Annotated in this window: 14 protein-coding genes; 8 read left to right on the top strand and 6 right to left on the bottom strand. The window is 63.5% G+C overall.

All coding sequences use genetic code 11. The features are described from left to right. The 7 genes from rseP to lpxB all read left to right on the top strand — a co-directional run bounded on the left by rseP (position 1) and on the right by lpxB (position 8350). Positions 1–1143: an RIP metalloprotease RseP gene (gene rseP / locus MESS2_RS18400; RefSeq protein WP_008875909.1), complete on the top strand. Its 1143-nt coding sequence runs from the start codon at positions 1–3 to the stop codon at positions 1141–1143. 218 nt (positions 1144–1361) lie between these two features. After that, the gene (gene bamA / locus MESS2_RS18395; RefSeq protein ID WP_008875908.1) at positions 1362–3725 is read left to right on the top strand and encodes an outer membrane protein assembly factor BamA; all 2364 of its coding nucleotides are present in this window, start codon (positions 1362–1364) and stop codon (positions 3723–3725) included. Positions 3726–3892: 167 nt separating this feature from the next. Continuing rightward, positions 3893–4951 (top strand): UDP-3-O-(3-hydroxymyristoyl)glucosamine N-acyltransferase, encoded by a 1059-nt coding sequence (lpxD, locus tag MESS2_RS18390; RefSeq protein WP_008875907.1) that lies wholly within the window; start codon positions 3893–3895, stop codon positions 4949–4951. Continuing rightward, complete coding sequence (gene fabZ / locus MESS2_RS18385) at positions 4944–5411, top strand: 3-hydroxyacyl-ACP dehydratase FabZ (RefSeq protein WP_040593497.1); 468 nt, start codon at positions 4944–4946, stop codon at positions 5409–5411. The genes lpxD and fabZ overlap by 8 nt, the downstream gene beginning before the upstream one ends. A 13-nt stretch (positions 5412–5424) precedes the next feature. Beyond that, entirely contained in the window at positions 5425–6258 is an 834-nt protein-coding gene (gene lpxA / locus MESS2_RS18380; RefSeq protein ID WP_040593505.1) for an acyl-ACP--UDP-N-acetylglucosamine O-acyltransferase, read from the top strand. A gap of 6 nt (positions 6259–6264) precedes the next feature. Next, the gene (locus MESS2_RS18375) at positions 6265–7167 is read left to right on the top strand and encodes an LpxI family protein (protein ID WP_008875904.1); all 903 of its coding nucleotides are present in this window, start codon (positions 6265–6267) and stop codon (positions 7165–7167) included. Beyond that, the gene (gene lpxB, locus MESS2_RS18370; protein WP_008875903.1) at positions 7157–8350 is read left to right on the top strand and encodes a lipid-A-disaccharide synthase; all 1194 of its coding nucleotides are present in this window, start codon (positions 7157–7159) and stop codon (positions 8348–8350) included. The genes MESS2_RS18375 and lpxB overlap by 11 nt, the downstream gene beginning before the upstream one ends. Positions 8351–8363: 13 nt before the next feature. Here lpxB and gltA read toward each other — a convergent pair whose 3' ends face one another. Further along, positions 8364–9692 carry a citrate synthase gene (gltA, locus tag MESS2_RS18365; RefSeq protein ID WP_008875902.1) on the bottom strand — a complete coding sequence of 443 codons (1329 nt, stop codon included), beginning with the start codon at positions 9690–9692 and terminating at the stop codon, positions 8364–8366. A 186-nt stretch (positions 9693–9878) separates the two neighbouring features. Continuing rightward, positions 9879–11303 (bottom strand): glutamate--tRNA ligase, encoded by a 1425-nt coding sequence (gene gltX / locus MESS2_RS18360; protein ID WP_008875901.1) that lies wholly within the window; start codon positions 11301–11303, stop codon positions 9879–9881. A gap of 104 nt (positions 11304–11407) precedes the next feature. Here gltX and MESS2_RS18355 point away from each other — a divergent pair, with 104 nt between their 5' ends. Further along, a complete protein-coding gene (locus MESS2_RS18355) occupies positions 11408–13873 on the top strand; it encodes a ComEC/Rec2 family competence protein (protein WP_008875900.1) in 2466 nt (821 codons plus the stop codon). On the opposite strand, the gene lexA is transcribed toward MESS2_RS18355, so the two are convergent. The 4 genes from lexA to trpC form a co-directional block, all read right to left on the bottom strand. Beyond that, the gene (lexA, locus tag MESS2_RS18350; RefSeq protein WP_008875899.1) at positions 13867–14619 is read right to left on the bottom strand and encodes a transcriptional repressor LexA; all 753 of its coding nucleotides are present in this window, start codon (positions 14617–14619) and stop codon (positions 13867–13869) included. The genes MESS2_RS18355 and lexA overlap by 7 nt on opposite strands. A 105-nt stretch (positions 14620–14724) precedes the next feature. Next, entirely contained in the window at positions 14725–15930 is a 1206-nt protein-coding gene (locus tag MESS2_RS18345; RefSeq protein WP_008875898.1) for a molybdopterin molybdotransferase MoeA, read from the bottom strand. After that, entirely contained in the window at positions 15931–16413 is a 483-nt protein-coding gene (gene moaC, locus MESS2_RS18340) for a cyclic pyranopterin monophosphate synthase MoaC (protein ID WP_008875897.1), read from the bottom strand. It abuts the gene before it with no gap. A gap of 2 nt (positions 16414–16415) precedes the next feature. Then, a complete protein-coding gene (gene trpC, locus MESS2_RS18335; RefSeq protein ID WP_008875896.1) occupies positions 16416–17228 on the bottom strand; it encodes an indole-3-glycerol phosphate synthase TrpC in 813 nt (270 codons plus the stop codon).

The raw sequence follows: 17228 nt of genomic DNA, 5'->3' as shown, positions 1-17228 counted from the left end.
TTGAACGAGATTCTTCACGCGGTTTTCAGCACGGAGGGCTTTTTCCTCGGCACGCTGGTGCCTTTCCTGTTCGTGCTGACAGTGGTGGTGTTCGTCCACGAAATGGGCCACTACCTCGTCGGCCGCTGGTGCGGTATCGGCGTACAGGCCTTTTCGGTCGGCTTCGGGCCGGAACTCTTCGGCTTCAATGACAGCCATGGCACGCGCTGGAAACTGTGCGCCATACCGCTCGGCGGCTATGTCAAATTCGTCGGCGATATGAACGCCACCTCGAGCCAGCCCGGCTCGGAAGAGCTCGAAACGCTGACCGATGCCGAACGCAAGGTCGCCTTCCACACGCAGCCGATCTGGAAGCGCGCGGCGACGGTGGTGGCCGGTCCGCTGTTCAATTTCCTGCTGACCATCGCCGTCTTCACCGTGATGTTTTCCCTCTATGGCCGCCCGGTGATGGAGCCGATGGTGGCTCAGGTTACCGCCGGCAGTCCGGCTGAAAAGGCCGGCATCTTGCCCGGCGACCGATTCGTCAGCGTCGACGGCAGCAAGATCGAGACCTTCTCCGATGTCCAGCGCCTGGTCTCTGGCCGCTCCGGCGATACCATTACCTTCGTCATGCTGCGTGACGGCAAGGAGGTGACCGTCACCGCGACGCCGGAGCTGATGGAGCAGCTGGATGCGCTAGGCAACAAGGTCAAGGTGGCCGTGATCGGCGTCGTCAACAACAAGGAGGTCGGCCAGCCCCGGCTGATCACCTACAGTCCGGCCGGCGCGCTGACCGCCGCGGTCGAGGAAACCGGCTACATCATCCAGCGCACCGGTCAGTTCCTGCAGCGTTTCGCCGTCGGGCGCGAGGACAAATGCCAGCTTGGCGGGCCGGTGAAGATCGCCGACATGGCCGGCAAGGCGGCAAAGCTGGGCTTTGAGTGGCTCGTGCAGCTTGTTGCGCTGTTGTCGGTCGGGATCGGTATTCTCAACCTTTTGCCGATTCCCCCCCTCGACGGCGGCCATCTCTTGTTCTACGGCGTGGAGGCCGTCATCCGGCGGCCGGTTTCGGAACGGATGATGGAAATGGCCTACAGAAGCGGCCTGATTCTGGTCCTGGGCTTCATGGGCTTCGTTTTTTGGAACGATCTGTTTGGGTGCTGAAATCATGAAGAAATCTGGCTTCGGCACCACCAATGTTGAGACGCCGTTTACCATGCACGGGGGTTGGCGTGACGCGAAAGCCACGCCCCTAGGTTAAGTAATTACAAATTAACCAGAAGCCTTGCGTGTAGGGAAAATCCGGTTAATACGGTTAGGAGAAATTACCGCACGTCCGGTTTTCTCGCCGTGGGGACTACGAGAAAAGGTACAAAAGCCCGATGAAGGCAGCATCCAAGTTTCTGAGCGCCGCGTCCGCGGTGGCCTTGTCCGCCGCCCTGGTCGTACCAGGTGCGCTCGCAGTGCAGTTCGTTGCCACATCGGCGGCAGAGGCCGCTGTTGTCTCAAGAGTTGAAGTCAGCGGCAATCAGCGTGTCGATGCCGACACCATCCGCAACTACGTCTCGATCAAGCCCGGCAAGGCGTTTTCCAGCTCCGACATCGACGATGCCGTGAAGGCGCTGTTCGGCACCGGCCTGTTCTCCGACGTCCAGATCAACCAGGTCGGTTCGACGCTGGTCATCAAGGTTTCCGAGTATCAGGTCGTCAACCAGGTGCTTTTCCAGGGCAACAAGAAGCTCAAGGACAATGCCCTGGCGATGGCGGTCCAGTTGAAGCCGCGCGGAACGTTCTCGCAGGCGACGCTCGATGCCGACGTCGAGGCGGTCAAGGCCGCCTACAGGCGCATCGGCCGCGATGATGCCGCCGTGACCACCCAGATCATGGATCTCGGCGACAACCGCGTGAACGTGGTCTTCAACATCAACGAAGGCGACCGCACCCAGATCGCGGCGATCAATTTCGTTGGCAACAGCGCCTATTCGAGCCGCCGGCTGTCGGACGTGATCAACACCAAGCGCTCGACATGGCTTTCCTTCGTGTTGCGCGACGACGTCTATGACCAGGATAAGCTGAACGCCGACCAGGAGCTGCTGCGCCGCTTCTATTACAATCACGGTTATGCCGACTTCCAGGTTGTCTCGGCGGTTGGCGAACTCGACAACGCCACCAACAAATACACGGTGACCATCACCGTGCAGGAAGGCAATCGCTACACATTCGGCGACGTCAGCGTCGAGAGCACTATTCCCGAGGTGGACAGCAAGTCCCTCGAGTCGGTGGTCGAAACCCGCAAGGGCGACATCTATAACGCCAAGAATGTCGAAGACACCATCATCGCGCTGACGGAGAAGGTCGCGGGTTCAGGCTATGCCTTCGCCCAGGTGACGCCGCGCGGCGACCGCAATTTCGAAAACCGTACCATTTCGGTCGTCTACACGATCGACCAGGGCACCAAGGCCTATGTCGAGCGCATCGAGATTCGCGGCAACGATCGGACCCGCGACTACGTCATTCGCCGCGAATTCGACGTGAGCGAGGGCGATGCCTTCAATCAGGTTCTGATCCAGCGCGCGAAGAAGCGGCTGGAAGCACTCGATTATTTTGAGAAAGTCGAGGTTTCGACCGTGCCCGGTTCGCAGCCAGACCAGGTCGTGCTGGTGGTCGACGTGGTCGAGAAATCGACCGGCGAGTTCTCGGTCGGCGCCGGCTATTCTACCGGCGGCGACACGGCAGGCCCGTCCGTCGAAGGATCGATCACCGAGCGCAACTTCCTCGGCCGCGGCCAGTTCATCAAGCTGTCGGCCGGCGGTGGCAAGAACTCGCGCGACTACAGCCTCTCCTTCACCGAGCCCTATTTCCTTGGACGCCGCATCGCCGCCGGTTTCGATATCTACCAGCGGACCAGGGACTACAGCGATTACAACAGCGAGACGCTCGGGGCGACGGTTCGCTTCGGCCTGCCGATCACCGACAACATCTCGACCCAGCTTGCGTACAATATTTCTCAGGAGAAGTATGATCTCGACGACGGTTGTAAGACCGACGGGATTTACGATCCCGCCAAATGCGACGTCTCCCAGGCAATCCTGGATGGCATCGATGAGAGCCCGTGGCTCAAGTCGTCGGTCAGCCTCGGCCTGCTCTACAACACCATCGACGACATGAAGAATCCGCATGACGGCATCTACGCCAATGTCAGCACGGAATTCGCCGGTCTCGGTGGCGACGCCAAGTACGTCAAGGTCACCGCGCGCGGCAGCTATTATCAGACATTGTCGGAGCAACTCGATCTGGTCGGCCTGATTTCGGGCGGCGCCGGCCATGTCCAGGGCTACAGCAGCGGCGACCTGCGCATCTTCGATCAGTTCCAGAGCAACGACCGCATGATCCGCGGCTTTGCCTATGGCGGCATTGGCCCTGCGGACATCGCTACGGGCGACCACCTCGGCGGCACCACCTATTTCAATGCATCAGCGGAAGCGCAGTTCCCGCTGCCGGTCATTCCGGAAAGCTTCGGCTTGCGCGGCGCCGTATTCGCCGATGCTGCAACGCTTTATGGCAGCAAGATCGACACGACGGTCACGCAGGTTTCGACTGACATGGAGTGGCGCGCGTCGGTCGGCGTCGGCCTGATGTGGGCTTCGCCCTTCGGTCCGATCCGCATCGACTACGCGGTCCCGGTCAAGAAGGAAGATACCGACGACACGCAGGAATTCAATTTCGGCATATCGACCCGCTTCTGATCCGCGGGGACGATGCTTCCGGGCCGTTGGGGTCCGGAAGAGAGTGATCCGACACTACAGCGCCGCGCGCGCAAGGGACGCTGTAGCACTTTGATTTTGCGCATGATCCTTTCCGACAATCGATTCCGGTTTTCGGGGTCATGCGCTAGCTGGATATTGCTTCTGGAATGACCGATCCGGTGTTCTTCGCGCCCTCACGCCGGTATACGGCCGGCGAAGTCGCGAATCTGACCGGCGCGGTGCTTGCCGATTCCAGTCAGTCCCATATATCGATCGAAGCCTTGGCACCGGCAAACGAGGGCGGCGAGCACGCGCTCGTTTTCGTCGACGGCAGGCGCAACTTCGCGCTGATGCAATCGCTGAAGGCTGCCGCGGTTCTCTGTCCCACCGAGTTCGCGAGCAAGGCGCCGGTTGGCGTTGCGGTCCTGGTCCATCCGCGCCCGCAGCAGGCTTTCGCGATGGTCGGACGCCTGCTTTTCCCGACAGCCGCGACACCGGGGCCGATGACCGGCGAGACCGGCATATCGCCGCACGCCCATGTCGATGCGACCGCGCATATCGAGGCTGGCGCCGTCATCGAGGCCGGCGCGGTGATCGGGCCGCGTGTCTCGATCGGCGGCGGAACGGTCATCGCTCCGCATGCCGTCATCGGCTACTCCTGCCAGATCGGCCGCGACGGCTATGTCGGCCCCGGCGCCAGCATCCAGTATGCGTTGATCGGCAACCGCGTCATCATCCATGGCGGCGCCCGCATCGGCCAGGACGGTTTTGGCTTTGTGGCCGGCGCCAAAGGGCCGGAGCGCGTCCCGCAAATCGGCCGCGTCGTCATCCAGGACGACGTCGAGATCGGCTCGAACACCACGGTCGACCGTGGCGCCATGTCCGATACGATCATCGGCCAAGGCACCAAGATCGACAATCTGGTGCAGATCGCTCATAACGTCCGCATCGGCCGCAATTGCATAATAGCCGGACTTTCCGGTATTTCCGGCTCCGTAACGGTGGGCGACAACGTCACCATGGGTGGCGGCGTCGGCCTCGCGGACCACCTGACCATCGGGACAGGAGCCAAGCTTGCTGCAAGAAGTGGGTTCATGAGCAACGTCCCGGCGGGAGAGATCTGGGGGGGATACCCGGCACAGCCAATGGCGGAAGCCATGCGGGAGATCGCGGCCCTGCGAAAACTGGCAAGGTCGCGCAAACCGGGCGATGGGGGAAATGGCTGAGATGGACGCGGCGACGACGCTCGAAGCGGTCGACATATTGGGGCTGATGAAGCTCCTGCCGCATCGCTATCCGTTCCTGATGATCGACCGCATCATCGACATCGATGGCGACGAGTCCGCTGTCGGCATCAAGAACGTGACCATAAACGAGCCGCATTTCCAGGGTCATTTCCCGGACCAGCCGGTCATGCCCGGCGTGCTGATCGTCGAGGCAATGGCGCAGACGGCCGGCGCCATCTGCATCCGCAGCCTTGCCGCCGAAAAGCCGTCGCTGGTCTATTTCCTGACCATCGACAATGCCAAATTCCGCAAGCCGGTCGTTCCCGGCGACCAGTTGAAAATCCATGTCAAGAAAATCAAGAAACGCGGCAACCTGCTCAAATTCGCCTGCGAGGCTCTGGTCGACGGCGTCAAGGCCGCGGAAGCCGAGATATCGGCGATGATGGTCACCAGCGATTGACGATCGAATGCTTATGAAAATCCCGACAGTCATCCATCCATCTTCGGTCATCGAGGCGGGCGCCAAAATCGGCGAAGGTGTCCGCATCGGCCCCTTCTGCCATGTCAGCGCCGACGCGGTGATCGGCGACCGTGTCGAACTGGTCAGCCACGTCTCGGTGATGGGGGCGACCATGATCGGCGCCTCGACCAAGGTCTATCCGATGGCGACACTGGGCGGGCCGCCGCAGAACACCAAGCACAAGGGCGGCCGCACCACGCTGGTCATCGGCGAGAACTGCACGATCCGCGAAGGCGTGACCATGCATCTCGGCACCGATTCCAGCCGCGGCGAGACTGTTATCGGCGACAATGGCAACTTCCTTGCCTATGCCCATATCGCCCACGACTGCATTGTCGGCAAGAACGCCACCTTCGCCAATCAGGCGACGCTGGGCGGCCATTGCGAGATCGGCGACAATGTCTATATCGGCGGCCTCACCGCCGTTCATCAATTTGTCCGCGTCGGCGACAACGCCTTCCTCGGCGGCTGCTCGGCAATCGTTGGCGACGTCATTCCCTACGCCATAGCGGTCGGCAACCGCGCCAGCCTTCGCGGCCTCAACATCATCGGTTTGAAACGCGCCGGCCTGCCGCGCTCCGAGATCCACACGCTGCGCAAGGCCTACAGGACGATCTTCGATCGTTCCAGAACCGTCGGCGAGAACATCGAATTCGCCAAGGCGGAGTTTGTTTCGTCGCCGACCGCAATGAAGATCATCGATTTCATCGCCAGTCGCGGCAAGAGGCACTACGCCGTCCCGTCTCTCAAGGCTGGCGACGGCGACGATTTCGATGACGAAGATTAAAGGCCGATGACGAAGACTGAGGCCTCGCCGTCGAGCCTTGATCTCGCGCCGGGCGCCAGGGTCGGCATCATCGCTGGCGGCGGCAGTCTTCCGGTGGAAGTCGCGGTCAGCCTGGCAGGGCAAGGCTATCCGCCCGTCATCATTCAGATCGAGGGCGAAGTCGACCGCAAGGCCGACCTCGACGGCTACGAGCATGAGAGCCTCGCCCTGGAAGACATCGGTTCGCTGGCTTCGTTGCTGCGGCGTCGGCGGATCAGCCATCTGGTCCTTGCCGGCGAGATCAGGCGCCGGCCAAGACTGATCGACATGCGCCCGAGCCTTGGCTTGCTGGCCGTGGTGCCTACGGTGATCATGGCGCTTGCCCGTGGCGACGACGGCCTGCTGAAGGTTTTGACACGGGCCCTGGAGGCGCGTGGCGTCAAGGTCGTCGGCGCCCATGAGATCGTGCCGGAACTGGTTGCGGCCGAAGGCCCGCTGACCAGGGCGGCGCCGCGAAAATCCGACTGGCGCGACATCGAGGCGGCTCGTGCGGCAGCATATGCCATCGGTGCGCTGGATATCGGCCAGGCGGCTGTCGCGATCGGTGGCCGCGCCATTGCGCTGGAAGGCATCGAAGGCACCAACGGGCTGCTCGAGCGGACAAGAGAGCTGCGCGGCCATGGCAGGCTGGCCGGCAAGGCGCGCGGCGTGCTGGTCAAATGCGCCAAGCCCGGCCAGGAGTTGCGCGCCGACCTGCCCTCCATCGGCCCGCAGACGGTCGAGGCGGCGCATGCCGCCGGCCTTGCCGGCATTGCGGTCGAGGCCGGCCGCTCGCTGGTTCTGGAGGGGCCTGTCGTCGTCGCGCGCGCCGATGCACTCGGCCTGTTCGTGATCGGCCTGCCTACGGCGGAGCCAGTGCATGGCGAATGACCGGCCGCTGAAGCTCGCCATCGTCGCCGGCGAGGAATCCGGCGACCTGCTCGGCGCCGACCTCGTCGAAGCGCTCAAGCGCGCGACCGGCCGCGATATCAGGCTTGTCGGCATTGGCGGACGCCATCTGCAGGGGCTCGGTCTCACTCCGCTGTTCGAGGGCAGCGAGATCGCGCTGACGGGGCTGAGCGCCGTCCTGCGCGACCTGCCGCGCCTGATGCGACGGATCAGCCAGACGGCCAATACGATTGCCGGCGAAAAGCCCGACTGCCTGATCACCATTGACAGTCCGGATTTCTCGCTGCGCGTGGCAAGGAAAGTGCGTGCCGCCGATCCGGCGATCCCGATCGTCCACTATGTCTGCCCGAGCGTGTGGGCATGGCGGCCGGGCAGAGCGGTGGCGATGAGGCCGTATGTCGATCACATCCTTTGCATCCTGCCTTTCGAGGTGAAGGAACTCGCGCGCCTTGGCGGTCCGTCCGGCACCTATGTCGGTCATCGTCTCGCGCATGATCCAGGCGTGCATGCCGCCGCCAAGGCGCAAGGATTGCCGCGAGACCTGTCGGGGGATCGCGTGAAAACGCTGCTTGTGCTGCCCGGCTCGCGCCGCGGCGAGGTGCGACGGCTGGCTGGCCCGTTCGGCAAGACGGTCTCGATCCTGCGCGCCCGCGGGCACCGTCTGCGCCTGCTGCTGCCGACGGTGCCGCATGTCGCCGATCTGGTCAGGACTTCGGTCGCAAGCTGGGACGAGAAGCCGGAGATCATCCTTGATCCCGATCGCAAATGGCAGGCTTTCGGCAAGGCCGATGCGGCGCTGATCGCGTCGGGAACGGTGTCGCTGGAGCTGGCGCTGTCAGGGGTGCCGATGATCTCGTGCTACCGGCTCGATCCGGTCATGCGGCTGGCCCAGCGTCTGATCACCGTGTGGAGCGCTGCCTTGCCCAACCTCATCGCGGACCAGCCGGTGGTGACCGAGCACTATAACGAATATGTGCGGCCGCCCTATCTGGCGCGACAGCTGGAAGCGCTGTTTTCCGACACCGCCTATCGCGCCTGGCAGAAGGACGGTTTTGCCGAGGTGGCCAGACGCATGGTCACCGACAGGCCGTCCGGCGATATCGCGGCGGATGTTGTTCTCAACCACATCAAACAAAAAAGCGCCGCAAAGGGCGCTTTTTCCTAGAATTTCAGACCGATCAGCGCTTGGCGATCGGCACGTAGTCGCGTTCCGGCGCGCCGGTATAGAGCTGGCGCGGACGGCCGATCTTCTGGTGCGGATCCTCGATCATCTCCTTCCACTGCGCGATCCAGCCGACAGTGCGGGCGACCGCGAACAGCACGGTGAACATGGTGGTGGGGAAGCCCAGCGCCTTCAGCGTGATGCCGGAATAGAAGTCGACGTTCGGATAAAGCTTCTTCTCGATGAAATAGGAATCGGTCAGCGCGATCTTTTCCAGTTCCATGGCGATGTCGAGCAGCGGATCGTCCTTGATGCCGAGTTCGCCCAGCACCTCATGCGCGGTCTTCTGCATGATCTTGGCGCGCGGATCGTAGTTCTTGTAGACGCGGTGGCCAAAGCCCATCAGCCGGAAAGGATCGTTCTTGTCCTTGGCGCGGGCGATGAATTCCGGGATGTGGTCGACATGGCCGATTTCGCCCAGCATGTTCAAAGCGGCCTCGTTGGCGCCGCCGTGCGCCGGACCCCATAGGCAAGCGATGCCGGCAGCGATACAGGCGAACGGGTTGGCGCCTGACGAGCCGGCGAGGCGGACGGTCGAGGTCGAGGCATTCTGCTCGTGATCGGCGTGCAGGATGAAGATGCGCTCCATGGCGCGCGCCAGCACCGGGTTGATCTTGTATTCCTCGCACGGCACGGCAAAGCACATATGCAGGAAGTTGGCGGCGAAATTCAGCTCGTTCTTCGGGTAAATGAAGGGCTGACCGATATGGTATTTGTAGGCCATCGCCGCGATCGTCGGCATTTTGGCGATCAGCCGCATCGAGGCAACCATGCGCTGGTACGGGTCCGAGATGTCGGTGGAGTCGTGATAGAAGGCCGACAGCGCGCCGACCACGCCGCACATCACCGCCATCGGGTGCGCGTCGCGGCGAAAGCCGGTGAAAAAGCGCGACATCTGCTCATGCACCATGGTGTGCCGCGTCACCCGGTAGTCGAAATCGTCCTTCTGCGCCTTGGTCGGCAATTCGCCGTAGAGCAGGAGGTAGCAGACTTCGAGGAAGTCGCCATGTTCGGCCAGCTGGTCGATCGGGTAGCCACGATGCAACAGGATGCCGGCATCGCCATCGATGAAGGTGATTTCCGACTCGCAGCTTGCCGTCGAGGTGAAACCGGGATCGTAGGTGAAGGCGCCGGTGGTGCTGTAGAGCGCGCCGATGTCGATGACATCAGGACCGACCGAGCCGCTTCGCACCTTGAACTCATGAGTCTTGCCGCCGAGCTCCAGCTTTGCCGACGACGGGTGGTCTCTGCCACCAAATTCCAGTTTTGTCGCAGCTTCGGTCATTGCAAACTCCTTTTTGTTTCCTCATGCCGGCAAAGGCAAAATTCTGCAAAGCGACACGTCGAAATCACCGGAAATGCGCGTATTCGCCACCGCATTGTGGAGGGGTGCGTGCCAGATTGGGCCAAGTCCTAATGTTGCACTGCGAAACGCGCCTTTCAATGCCAATCTTCTTGGGCCAGTTTTCTCCTAATCGATTTGATCCGCTATGCGCGCCAGGCTTTCCTCGCGGCCGAGCACGGCAAGTACGTCAAAAACGCCGGGCGAGGTGCTTTTGCCGGTCAGTGCTGCCCGCAAGGGTTGAGCGACCGCGCCCAGCTTATAGCCGCCGGCCAGCGCATAGTCGCGGATCGCCGCTTCGGCCGTTGCGGCCGTCCAGTCGCCTGAAACCGCCTTCAGCGCGCCGTGGGCGCCCCGGAGGATCGCGCGCGCGTCACCGCTGAGCAATGCCGCTGCCTTCTCGTCGATCGGCAACGGTCGCTCGGTGAACAGGAAGGCAGCACCGTCGACAAGTTCCACCAAGGTCTTGGCACGCTCCTTCAAGCCCGGCAGCGCGGCAAGCAGCTGCGCCTTGCGCCTGTCGTCGAGGCGGGCAGCGATCGCCGGGCCACCTTCGAGATAGGGCAGGGTGGCGATGAAGATGTCGAGCAGGTCGGCGTCGTTCATGCGACGGATATGCACGCCGTTCAGGGCCTCGAGCTTGGCGAAGTCGAAACGGGCCGCCCCCTTGTTGACGTCACCGATATCGAACCAGGCAATCATGTCGGCGATCGACATTACCTCGTCGTCACCATGGCTCCAGCCCAGCCGCGCCAGATAGTTGAGCAGCGCCTCGGGCAGATAGCCCAGGGCGCGATAAGCCTCGACGCCGAGCGCGCCATGCCGCTTCGACAGCTTGGCGCCGTCAGCGCCATGGATCAGCGGGATATGCGACATCGACGGCACGTCCCAGCCCATGGCGCGGTAGATCACGGTCTGGCGGGCGGCGTTGGTCAGATGGTCGTCGCCGCGGATGATGTGGGTGACGCCCATGTCATGGTCGTCGACGACGACGGCATGCATGTAGGTCGGATTGCCGTCCGAGCGCAGGATGATGAAATCGTCGAGATCCTTGTTGGGGAAGCGCACCTCGCCCTGCACGCGGTCATGCACCACCGTCTCGCCCTCGGTCGGCGCCTTGATGCGAATGGCACCCTTGGCATCGGCCGGCGCCTCCGACGGATCGCGGTCGCGCCAGCGGCCGTCATAGCGGGGAGGCAGCCCCTTGGCCCGCGCCGTCTCGCGCATCGCCTCGAGCTCCGCCGGTGTCGCGTAGCAGTAGTAGGCCTTGCCCATGCGCACCAGCTCCTCGGCCACCTCGCGATGGCGCGGCGCGCGCTCGAACTGCGATACAGGCTCGCCGTCCCAGGTCAGGCCGAGCCACGAAAGACCGTCGAGAATGGCAGAAGTCGCTGCATCGGTCGAACGCTCGCGGTCGGTGTCCTCGATGCGCAGCAGCATCGTGCCGCCGGTGTGCTTCGAATACAGCCAGTTGAACAGCGCCGTCCGCGCCCCGCCAATGTGCAGATAGCCGGTGGGCGAGGGGGCAAAACGGGTGACGACCTTGTCGGGCATGGAACTCTCGGGGCGCAGGCGCAGCAGTGGATGTGGTTGCACGGACTTTCGCGCGTTGCGCGTTCATGTAGCATAGGAGGTCAAGGGCGCAAGGGGCAGACCCGATGGCTGGACGAGGCCGGGGTGCGGACGAGAGCGAGGGCGCAGTCGGCGGCGTCAGCGAACGGTTGCTGTTTGCCGCATCCGTTCCCGTCCTGCCGGCGCCGGTTTCGCTGCCGGGCCTCGATGTCCCGCCTTTGCCACAGGATCGCACGCCAACGCCGACGGTCCCGACTATCAGCCCCGCCGATCGCGTTGGCGGGCAGCTTCGCCGCCTTTCGCCGTCCAGTATCCGCGACAGCATGGTCTCGGCGGCTAGCCTGGAAATCGACAGGGGCATCGCCTTCCTGCTGGTGCCGGTATTCCTCGCATCCGGGGTGATCTTCTATTTTTCGCTTGCCGTGGAGCCGGACTTTGCGCAGCCCATTGCCGTCGTGGTCCTGATGGCCTTGTGCGCTGCGGTCTCGCGGTCATGGCGCAAAACGCATCTGTGCTTCATGGCGGCGCTGCTGTGCGCTCTCGGCATTCTCGCCGCCAAGGTCGAGACCTGGCGCGTCGCAACGCCGGTGCTCGGTTCGGAAATCCCGACGCGGCTGACCGGCCGTCTCGTCAGCCTCGACCAGATGGCGAATGGCCGCGTCCGGCTGACCATCGATGTGATCTCGACCGCCCGGCCGACGCTGCGCTATGCCCCGGAGCGGGTTCGCGTTTCGGCTTCAAAAATACCGCCCGGCATGACCGCAGGATCCGTGGTGACCGGCTATGCCAGGCTGCTGCCGCCGACCGGCCCGGTGCGGCCTGACAGCTATGATTTCTCCTTCGACAGCTATTTCGCCGGCATCGGCGCCAGCGGTTTTTTCCTCGGTACGCCGAAACTTGTCGGCGCGGATGCCGAGCCGCCAGATGGCGCGCCGCTTGCCGCGCGTCTTTCTTCGGCGGTCGAGAACGCACGGGAGAGCATCGCTGACCATATTCGCAGTCAAGTTGGCGGCGCCGAGGGCGAGATCGCCGCAGCCCTGATCGTCGGCGTGCGCGCCGGCATCCCGGAAAAGATCAACGAGGCGATGCGGCGCACCGGCATCTACCACATCATCTCCATCTCCGGCCTGCATATGGCACTGGTCGCAGGCACGGTCATGGCGCTGCTGCGCGGCGCCTTCGCGCTGTTTCCCGACTTTTCGTCGCGCCGGCCGATCAAGAAATATGCGGCCGCAGCCGCGCTCTTTTCGATCGCGGCCTACCTCGTCATTTCTGGCGTCGTGGTCGCCGCCGAGCGCAGCTTCATCATGCTGGCGGTGATGCTGATCGCCGTGCTATTCGACCGGGCGGCACTCACCATGCGCAATCTGGCGATCTCGGCGATTGCCGTCATTCTGGTGTCGCCACACGAGGTGGTCGGCCCGAGCTTCCAGATGTCCTTCGCCGCGACCGCGGCGCTCGTCGGCGCCTATGCCGGTTGGTCCGATTACCGCGCAGGCAGGGCAACCACGCTACCGCCGCAACGATCGCTGCCCAGTTTCGTCACGCGAAAATTCTTGGCTGCAATGGGTGGTCTCGCCATGACCTCCATCATCGCCGGCGGCGCTACCGCGCTTTTCGCCATATGGCACTTCCAGCGCGTATCGCCGCTCAGCCTGTTCGCCAACCTGGCCATCATGCCGATCGTCTCGCTAGTGGTCATGCCTTCCGCGGTTCTCAGCGCGCTGGCGATGCCGTTCGGCGCCGACGGCCCGTTTCTGTATGTAATGGGCAAGGGGCTGACGGCGATGATTGCCCTGTCCGGCTGGATATCGGAGCGCTCGCCAATCGATGCAGTCGGGCTGATTTCTCGCCAGTCGGTGCTGCTGGTGACGATCGCCCTTGTCATTGCGACCATGGCGACGACCCGGCTACGGCTCGCGGCAGTTCCTTTTGCCATCGCCGGGCTGCTGACGATTTCTGACACACGCACGCCCGACGTCCTGATCTCGGAGGACGGGCATCTGGTGGCGCTGTCGATCGGGAACGGCGAACTTGCCATCAACCGGGTGCGTTCGAACGTATTCACCACCGACAACTGGAAGCATGCGCTGGTGTCCGAAACCATCGTCGAGCCGGAGACGTTCGACAAGGGAGACGCTCAGTTTGACATAGCCGATCCGGCCGAACTGCCAACGGGCGCGCCGTTCTACTGCACAGAGGGCTTGTGCGTCGCCCGGCATCCATCGGGCGCTATCGTCGCGCTTGCCGACGACCGCAAGACCGCCCGGCCAGCCTGCGGCTTTGCGGATCTGATCGTCATCAACGACGCCACCGCCTACGATCCCTGCCGCAATCCGCTGGTTCTTGTCGTCACCAAACGGCAACTCGCCCGCGCCGGCAGTGCCGCCATCTTCTTCAATCGGCAATCGGCGACGACGCGCGCGCAAATCCGCTTCGCCGTCAAAGCGCCATATCGGCCGTGGCATACCCAGCGAAAGTTCTCGCGCGAGGCGAGGGGCCTGCCGCCATACCGCAAGCCCGAAAAACCCAAGCAGCCCGTGGCTCAGTAACGCCGGATCAAACCGACGAGCTTGCCTTGCACCTTGACCCGGTCCGGTCCGAAGATGCGCGTCTCATAGGCCGGATTGGCGGCTTCGAGCGCAATCGAGGCGCCCTTGCGGCGGAACCGTTTCAGCGTCGCTTCCTCTTCGTCGACCAGCGCCACGACGATCTCGCCAGGGCTGGCGGTGTCGGCGTTGCGGATGATGACCGTGTCGCCGTCGAAAATGCCGGCCTCGATCATCGAATCGCCCTTGACCTCAAGCGCGTAATGTTCGCCGCCCATGATCATGTCGGGCGGCACCGAGATGGAGTGCGTCTGGTGCTGGATGGCGTCGATCGGCACACCGGCGGCGATGCGGCCCATCACCGGAATGGACACAGCGGCGACGGCGTCGTCATCATTGCCGGCCGAAGGCATGCGGGACGGCGCCGGCTTGATCTGCCGTCCGAGGTTGCCCTGCCCGGAATTGTTCTGGCCAAGGCTGCCCTGAATGACGCTCGGCGAGAATTTGCGCGCCGCATTGAGGCCGGGGGCAATCGAGTCGGGAAGACGCAGCACCTCCAGCGCACGAGCGCGGTTCGGTAGCCGGCGAATGAAGCCGCGCTCCTCCAGCGCCGTGATCAGCCGATGAATTCCGGATTTGGAGGCGAGATCGAGCGCTTCCTTCATCTCGTCGAACGAGGGGGGAATGCCGCTTTCCTTCAGCCTTTCGTGGATGAACATCAGCAGTTCATGTTGTTTGCGTGTCAGCATCGCGGCCCCCAAACAGAATCAGAAAAACAAACCCAGAACAAACACTATCTGTTCCAGTTGTGTTCCGCAACCGTTTAAAGTTTAATGAATGTGTTGACGTTTTGTTCAGCGTAGCATCAGCACGCTGCAGGCAGCGCCCGCGGCGGCAGAGGGAGCGAAGGGCTCACGCACGATCAGCGCATTGGCGTCGGCCAACATTCTGAGCATCGAGGAATCCTGGATGCCGAACGGCGTCGCCAGTAGTGTGCCGGCCTCTTCCGTCACCACGGCGCGCACATAATCCTGCCTGAGATCGTTCGCCGGCATTGCAGTGCCGAGCCGCGCCTCGCGCATGTCCTGCCGATGGACGCGGCCGCCGAGCCGCGCCAGCAGCGGCTTCAGGAAGAGCTGCGTACAGACCAGGCTCGCCACCGGGTTGCCGGGCAGGCCGATGCATCTGACATCGCCCAGCCGCCCGAACATCAACGGCTTGCCGGGACGCATGGCGATCTTCCAGAAATCGAGCGTCATGCCTTCGCCGGTCAGCACGTCATGGACGAGGTCGTGATCGCCGACCGAAGCGCCGCCGAGCGTGACGATGACATCCGCGCCGGCCGCGACCGCCCTTTTTACCAGAGTGGCGATCGCTTCATGGTGGTCCGCGGCGATGCCGAGGTCGAGGGCATCTGCGCCCACCGACGCGGCGGCGGCGGCAACGCCATAGGCATTGGACGAGATGATCTGGTCGGGCCCGAGGTCGCTGCCGGGCGGCAGCAATTCGTCGCCAGTGGCGATGATGGCGACCAGCGGCCGCTTTACCACGCTGACGCGCGGATGATTGGCCGACGCCGCGAGTGACAGCGCCGCTGGATCGAGCACGCGGCCTTTTTCCAACAACACATCGCCTTTGGAGAAATCGAGCCCAAGGCCACGGATATTGCGCCATTCCGGCGTCGGCTCGATCACTTCGATGCCGCCGCCGCCGAGATCCCTGGCGTTCTCCTGAATGACGATGGTGTCGGCGCCGGCGGGAAGCGGCGCGCCGGTAAAAATGCGCACGGCCTGCGCCGGACCGATAATGCCTTCGAAGCCACGGCCGGCCGGTGCCATGCCGATCACCGAAAGCCTGGCGGGTATGGATGCGACATCGGCGGCCCGCGCGGCATAGCCGTCCATGGCCGAAGCATTGAAGGGCGGCTGGGTGCGCAGCGCCACCACGGGCTCGGCCAGAACCCGGTCAGGCGCGTCCATCAGCGCAATGCTCTCGCCCGGCAGCGCCGTCGCACCGTCAAGGAGGCGTTCGAGCGCCTCGGCGACCGGAACCAATGCCATTTAAGAACCTGCCTTGTAGTCGCCGGACTTGCCGCCGGTCTTTTCCACCAGCCGGATGCCGGAGATCACCATTGCGCGGTCGACAGCCTTGGCCATGTCGTAGATCGTCAGGCAAGCGACCGAGGCCGCGGTCAGTGCTTCCATCTCGACGCCGGTCTTGCCGGTGACGCGAGCCAGCGCCGTGACCTTCAGGCCGGGCAGCGACGGGTCCGGCTCGATGTCGACGGAGACTTTCGTCAGCAGCAGCGGGTGGCAGAGTGGAACCAGCTCATGCGTCTTCTTGGCGGCCATGATGCCGGCGATACGCGCCGCGCCGAGCACGTCGCCTTTCTTGGCATCGCCCGCCAGGATCATTTCCAGTGTTTCGGGCCGCATCGAGACAAAGCCTTCGGCGATCGCCGAGCGCGTCGTCTCCGCCTTGTCACCGACATCGACCATATTGGCTTCGCCTTGCGCGCCAAGATGGGTGAGGGCGGTTGTCATCTTCAGATCGCCTCGGCGGGAGCCTTGCCGGTCAACAGCGAGCGCGTCGCGGCGGCCACGTCCTGTTGCCGCATCAGGCTCTCGCCGACAAGGAAAGTGCCGATGCCGCTCTTTTCCAGCCGGCGGCAGTCGTCATGTGAAAAGATACCGCTCTCGCTGACCAGCAGCAGGTCGGCCGGCACCATCGCGGCCAGCCGCTCCGAGGTCTCGATGCTGGTTTCGAACGTCCTGAGATTGCGGTTGTTGATGCCGATCAGGCGGGACGACAGTTTCAATGCCCGCTCCATCTCGGCTTCGTCATGCACTTCGACCAGCGCATCCATGCCAAGCGCGAAGGCCGTCGATTCGAGTTCACTGGCCATGGCGTCATCGACGCTGGCCATGATGATGAGGATAGCGTCCGCACCCCAGGCGCGCGCCTCGTAAACCTGGTACGGATCGAACAGGAAATCCTTGCGCAGTGCTGGCAAAGCCACGGCGCTGCGTGCCGTGGTGAGAAATTCGGGCGCGCCGTGGAAGGACGGCGCGTCGGTCAGCACGGAAAGGCAGGCAGCGCCGCCTTTCGCATAGGCGCTGGCCAGTGCCGGCGGGTCGAAGTCGGCGCGGATCAGGCCCTTGGAAGGGCTCGCCTTCTTGATCTCGGCAATCAGCGCGAAACCACCGGCTATGCGTCTGGCCTCAAGCGCCGCGAGAAAGCCGCGCGGCGCATCGGCGTCCTTCGCCCGCGCCTTGATATCGGCCAGCGGCACACGCGCCTTCGCCGCGGCGATCTCGTCGCGCTTGTAGGCCTCGATCTTGCGCAGGATATCAGCCAT

The sequence above is a fragment of the Mesorhizobium metallidurans STM 2683 genome (assembly GCF_000350085.1).
Lineage (GTDB): Bacteria > Pseudomonadota > Alphaproteobacteria > Rhizobiales > Rhizobiaceae > Mesorhizobium > Mesorhizobium metallidurans.
This window is presented reverse-complemented; position numbering and strand designations above follow the sequence as displayed.

What these genes read in the sequence shown, in the direction of transcription:
- bamA (WP_008875908.1), top strand. Translation starts at nt 1,362, where the DNA reads ATGAAGGCAGCATCCAAGTTTCTGAGCGCCGCGTCCGCGGTGGCCTTG.
- lpxD (WP_008875907.1), top strand. Translation starts at nt 3,893, where the DNA reads ATGACCGATCCGGTGTTCTTCGCGCCCTCACGCCGGTATACGGCCGGC.
- fabZ (WP_040593497.1), top strand. Translation starts at nt 4,944, where the DNA reads ATGGCTGAGATGGACGCGGCGACGACGCTCGAAGCGGTCGACATATTG.
- lpxA (WP_040593505.1), top strand. Translation starts at nt 5,425, where the DNA reads ATGAAAATCCCGACAGTCATCCATCCATCTTCGGTCATCGAGGCGGGC.
- MESS2_RS18375 (WP_008875904.1), top strand. Translation starts at nt 6,265, where the DNA reads ATGACGAAGACTGAGGCCTCGCCGTCGAGCCTTGATCTCGCGCCGGGC.
- lpxB (WP_008875903.1), top strand. Translation starts at nt 7,157, where the DNA reads ATGGCGAATGACCGGCCGCTGAAGCTCGCCATCGTCGCCGGCGAGGAA.
- gltA (WP_008875902.1), bottom strand. Translation starts at nt 9,692, where the DNA reads ATGACCGAAGCTGCGACAAAACTGGAATTTGGTGGCAGAGACCACCCG.
- gltX (WP_008875901.1), bottom strand. Translation starts at nt 11,303, where the DNA reads ATGCCCGACAAGGTCGTCACCCGTTTTGCCCCCTCGCCCACCGGCTAT.
- MESS2_RS18355 (WP_008875900.1), top strand. Translation starts at nt 11,408, where the DNA reads ATGGCTGGACGAGGCCGGGGTGCGGACGAGAGCGAGGGCGCAGTCGGC.
- lexA (WP_008875899.1), bottom strand. Translation starts at nt 14,619, where the DNA reads ATGCTGACACGCAAACAACATGAACTGCTGATGTTCATCCACGAAAGG.
- MESS2_RS18345 (WP_008875898.1), bottom strand. Translation starts at nt 15,930, where the DNA reads ATGGCATTGGTTCCGGTCGCCGAGGCGCTCGAACGCCTCCTTGACGGT.
- moaC (WP_008875897.1), bottom strand. Translation starts at nt 16,413, where the DNA reads ATGACAACCGCCCTCACCCATCTTGGCGCGCAAGGCGAAGCCAATATG.
- trpC (WP_008875896.1), bottom strand. Translation starts at nt 17,228, where the DNA reads ATGGCTGATATCCTGCGCAAGATCGAGGCCTACAAGCGCGACGAGATC.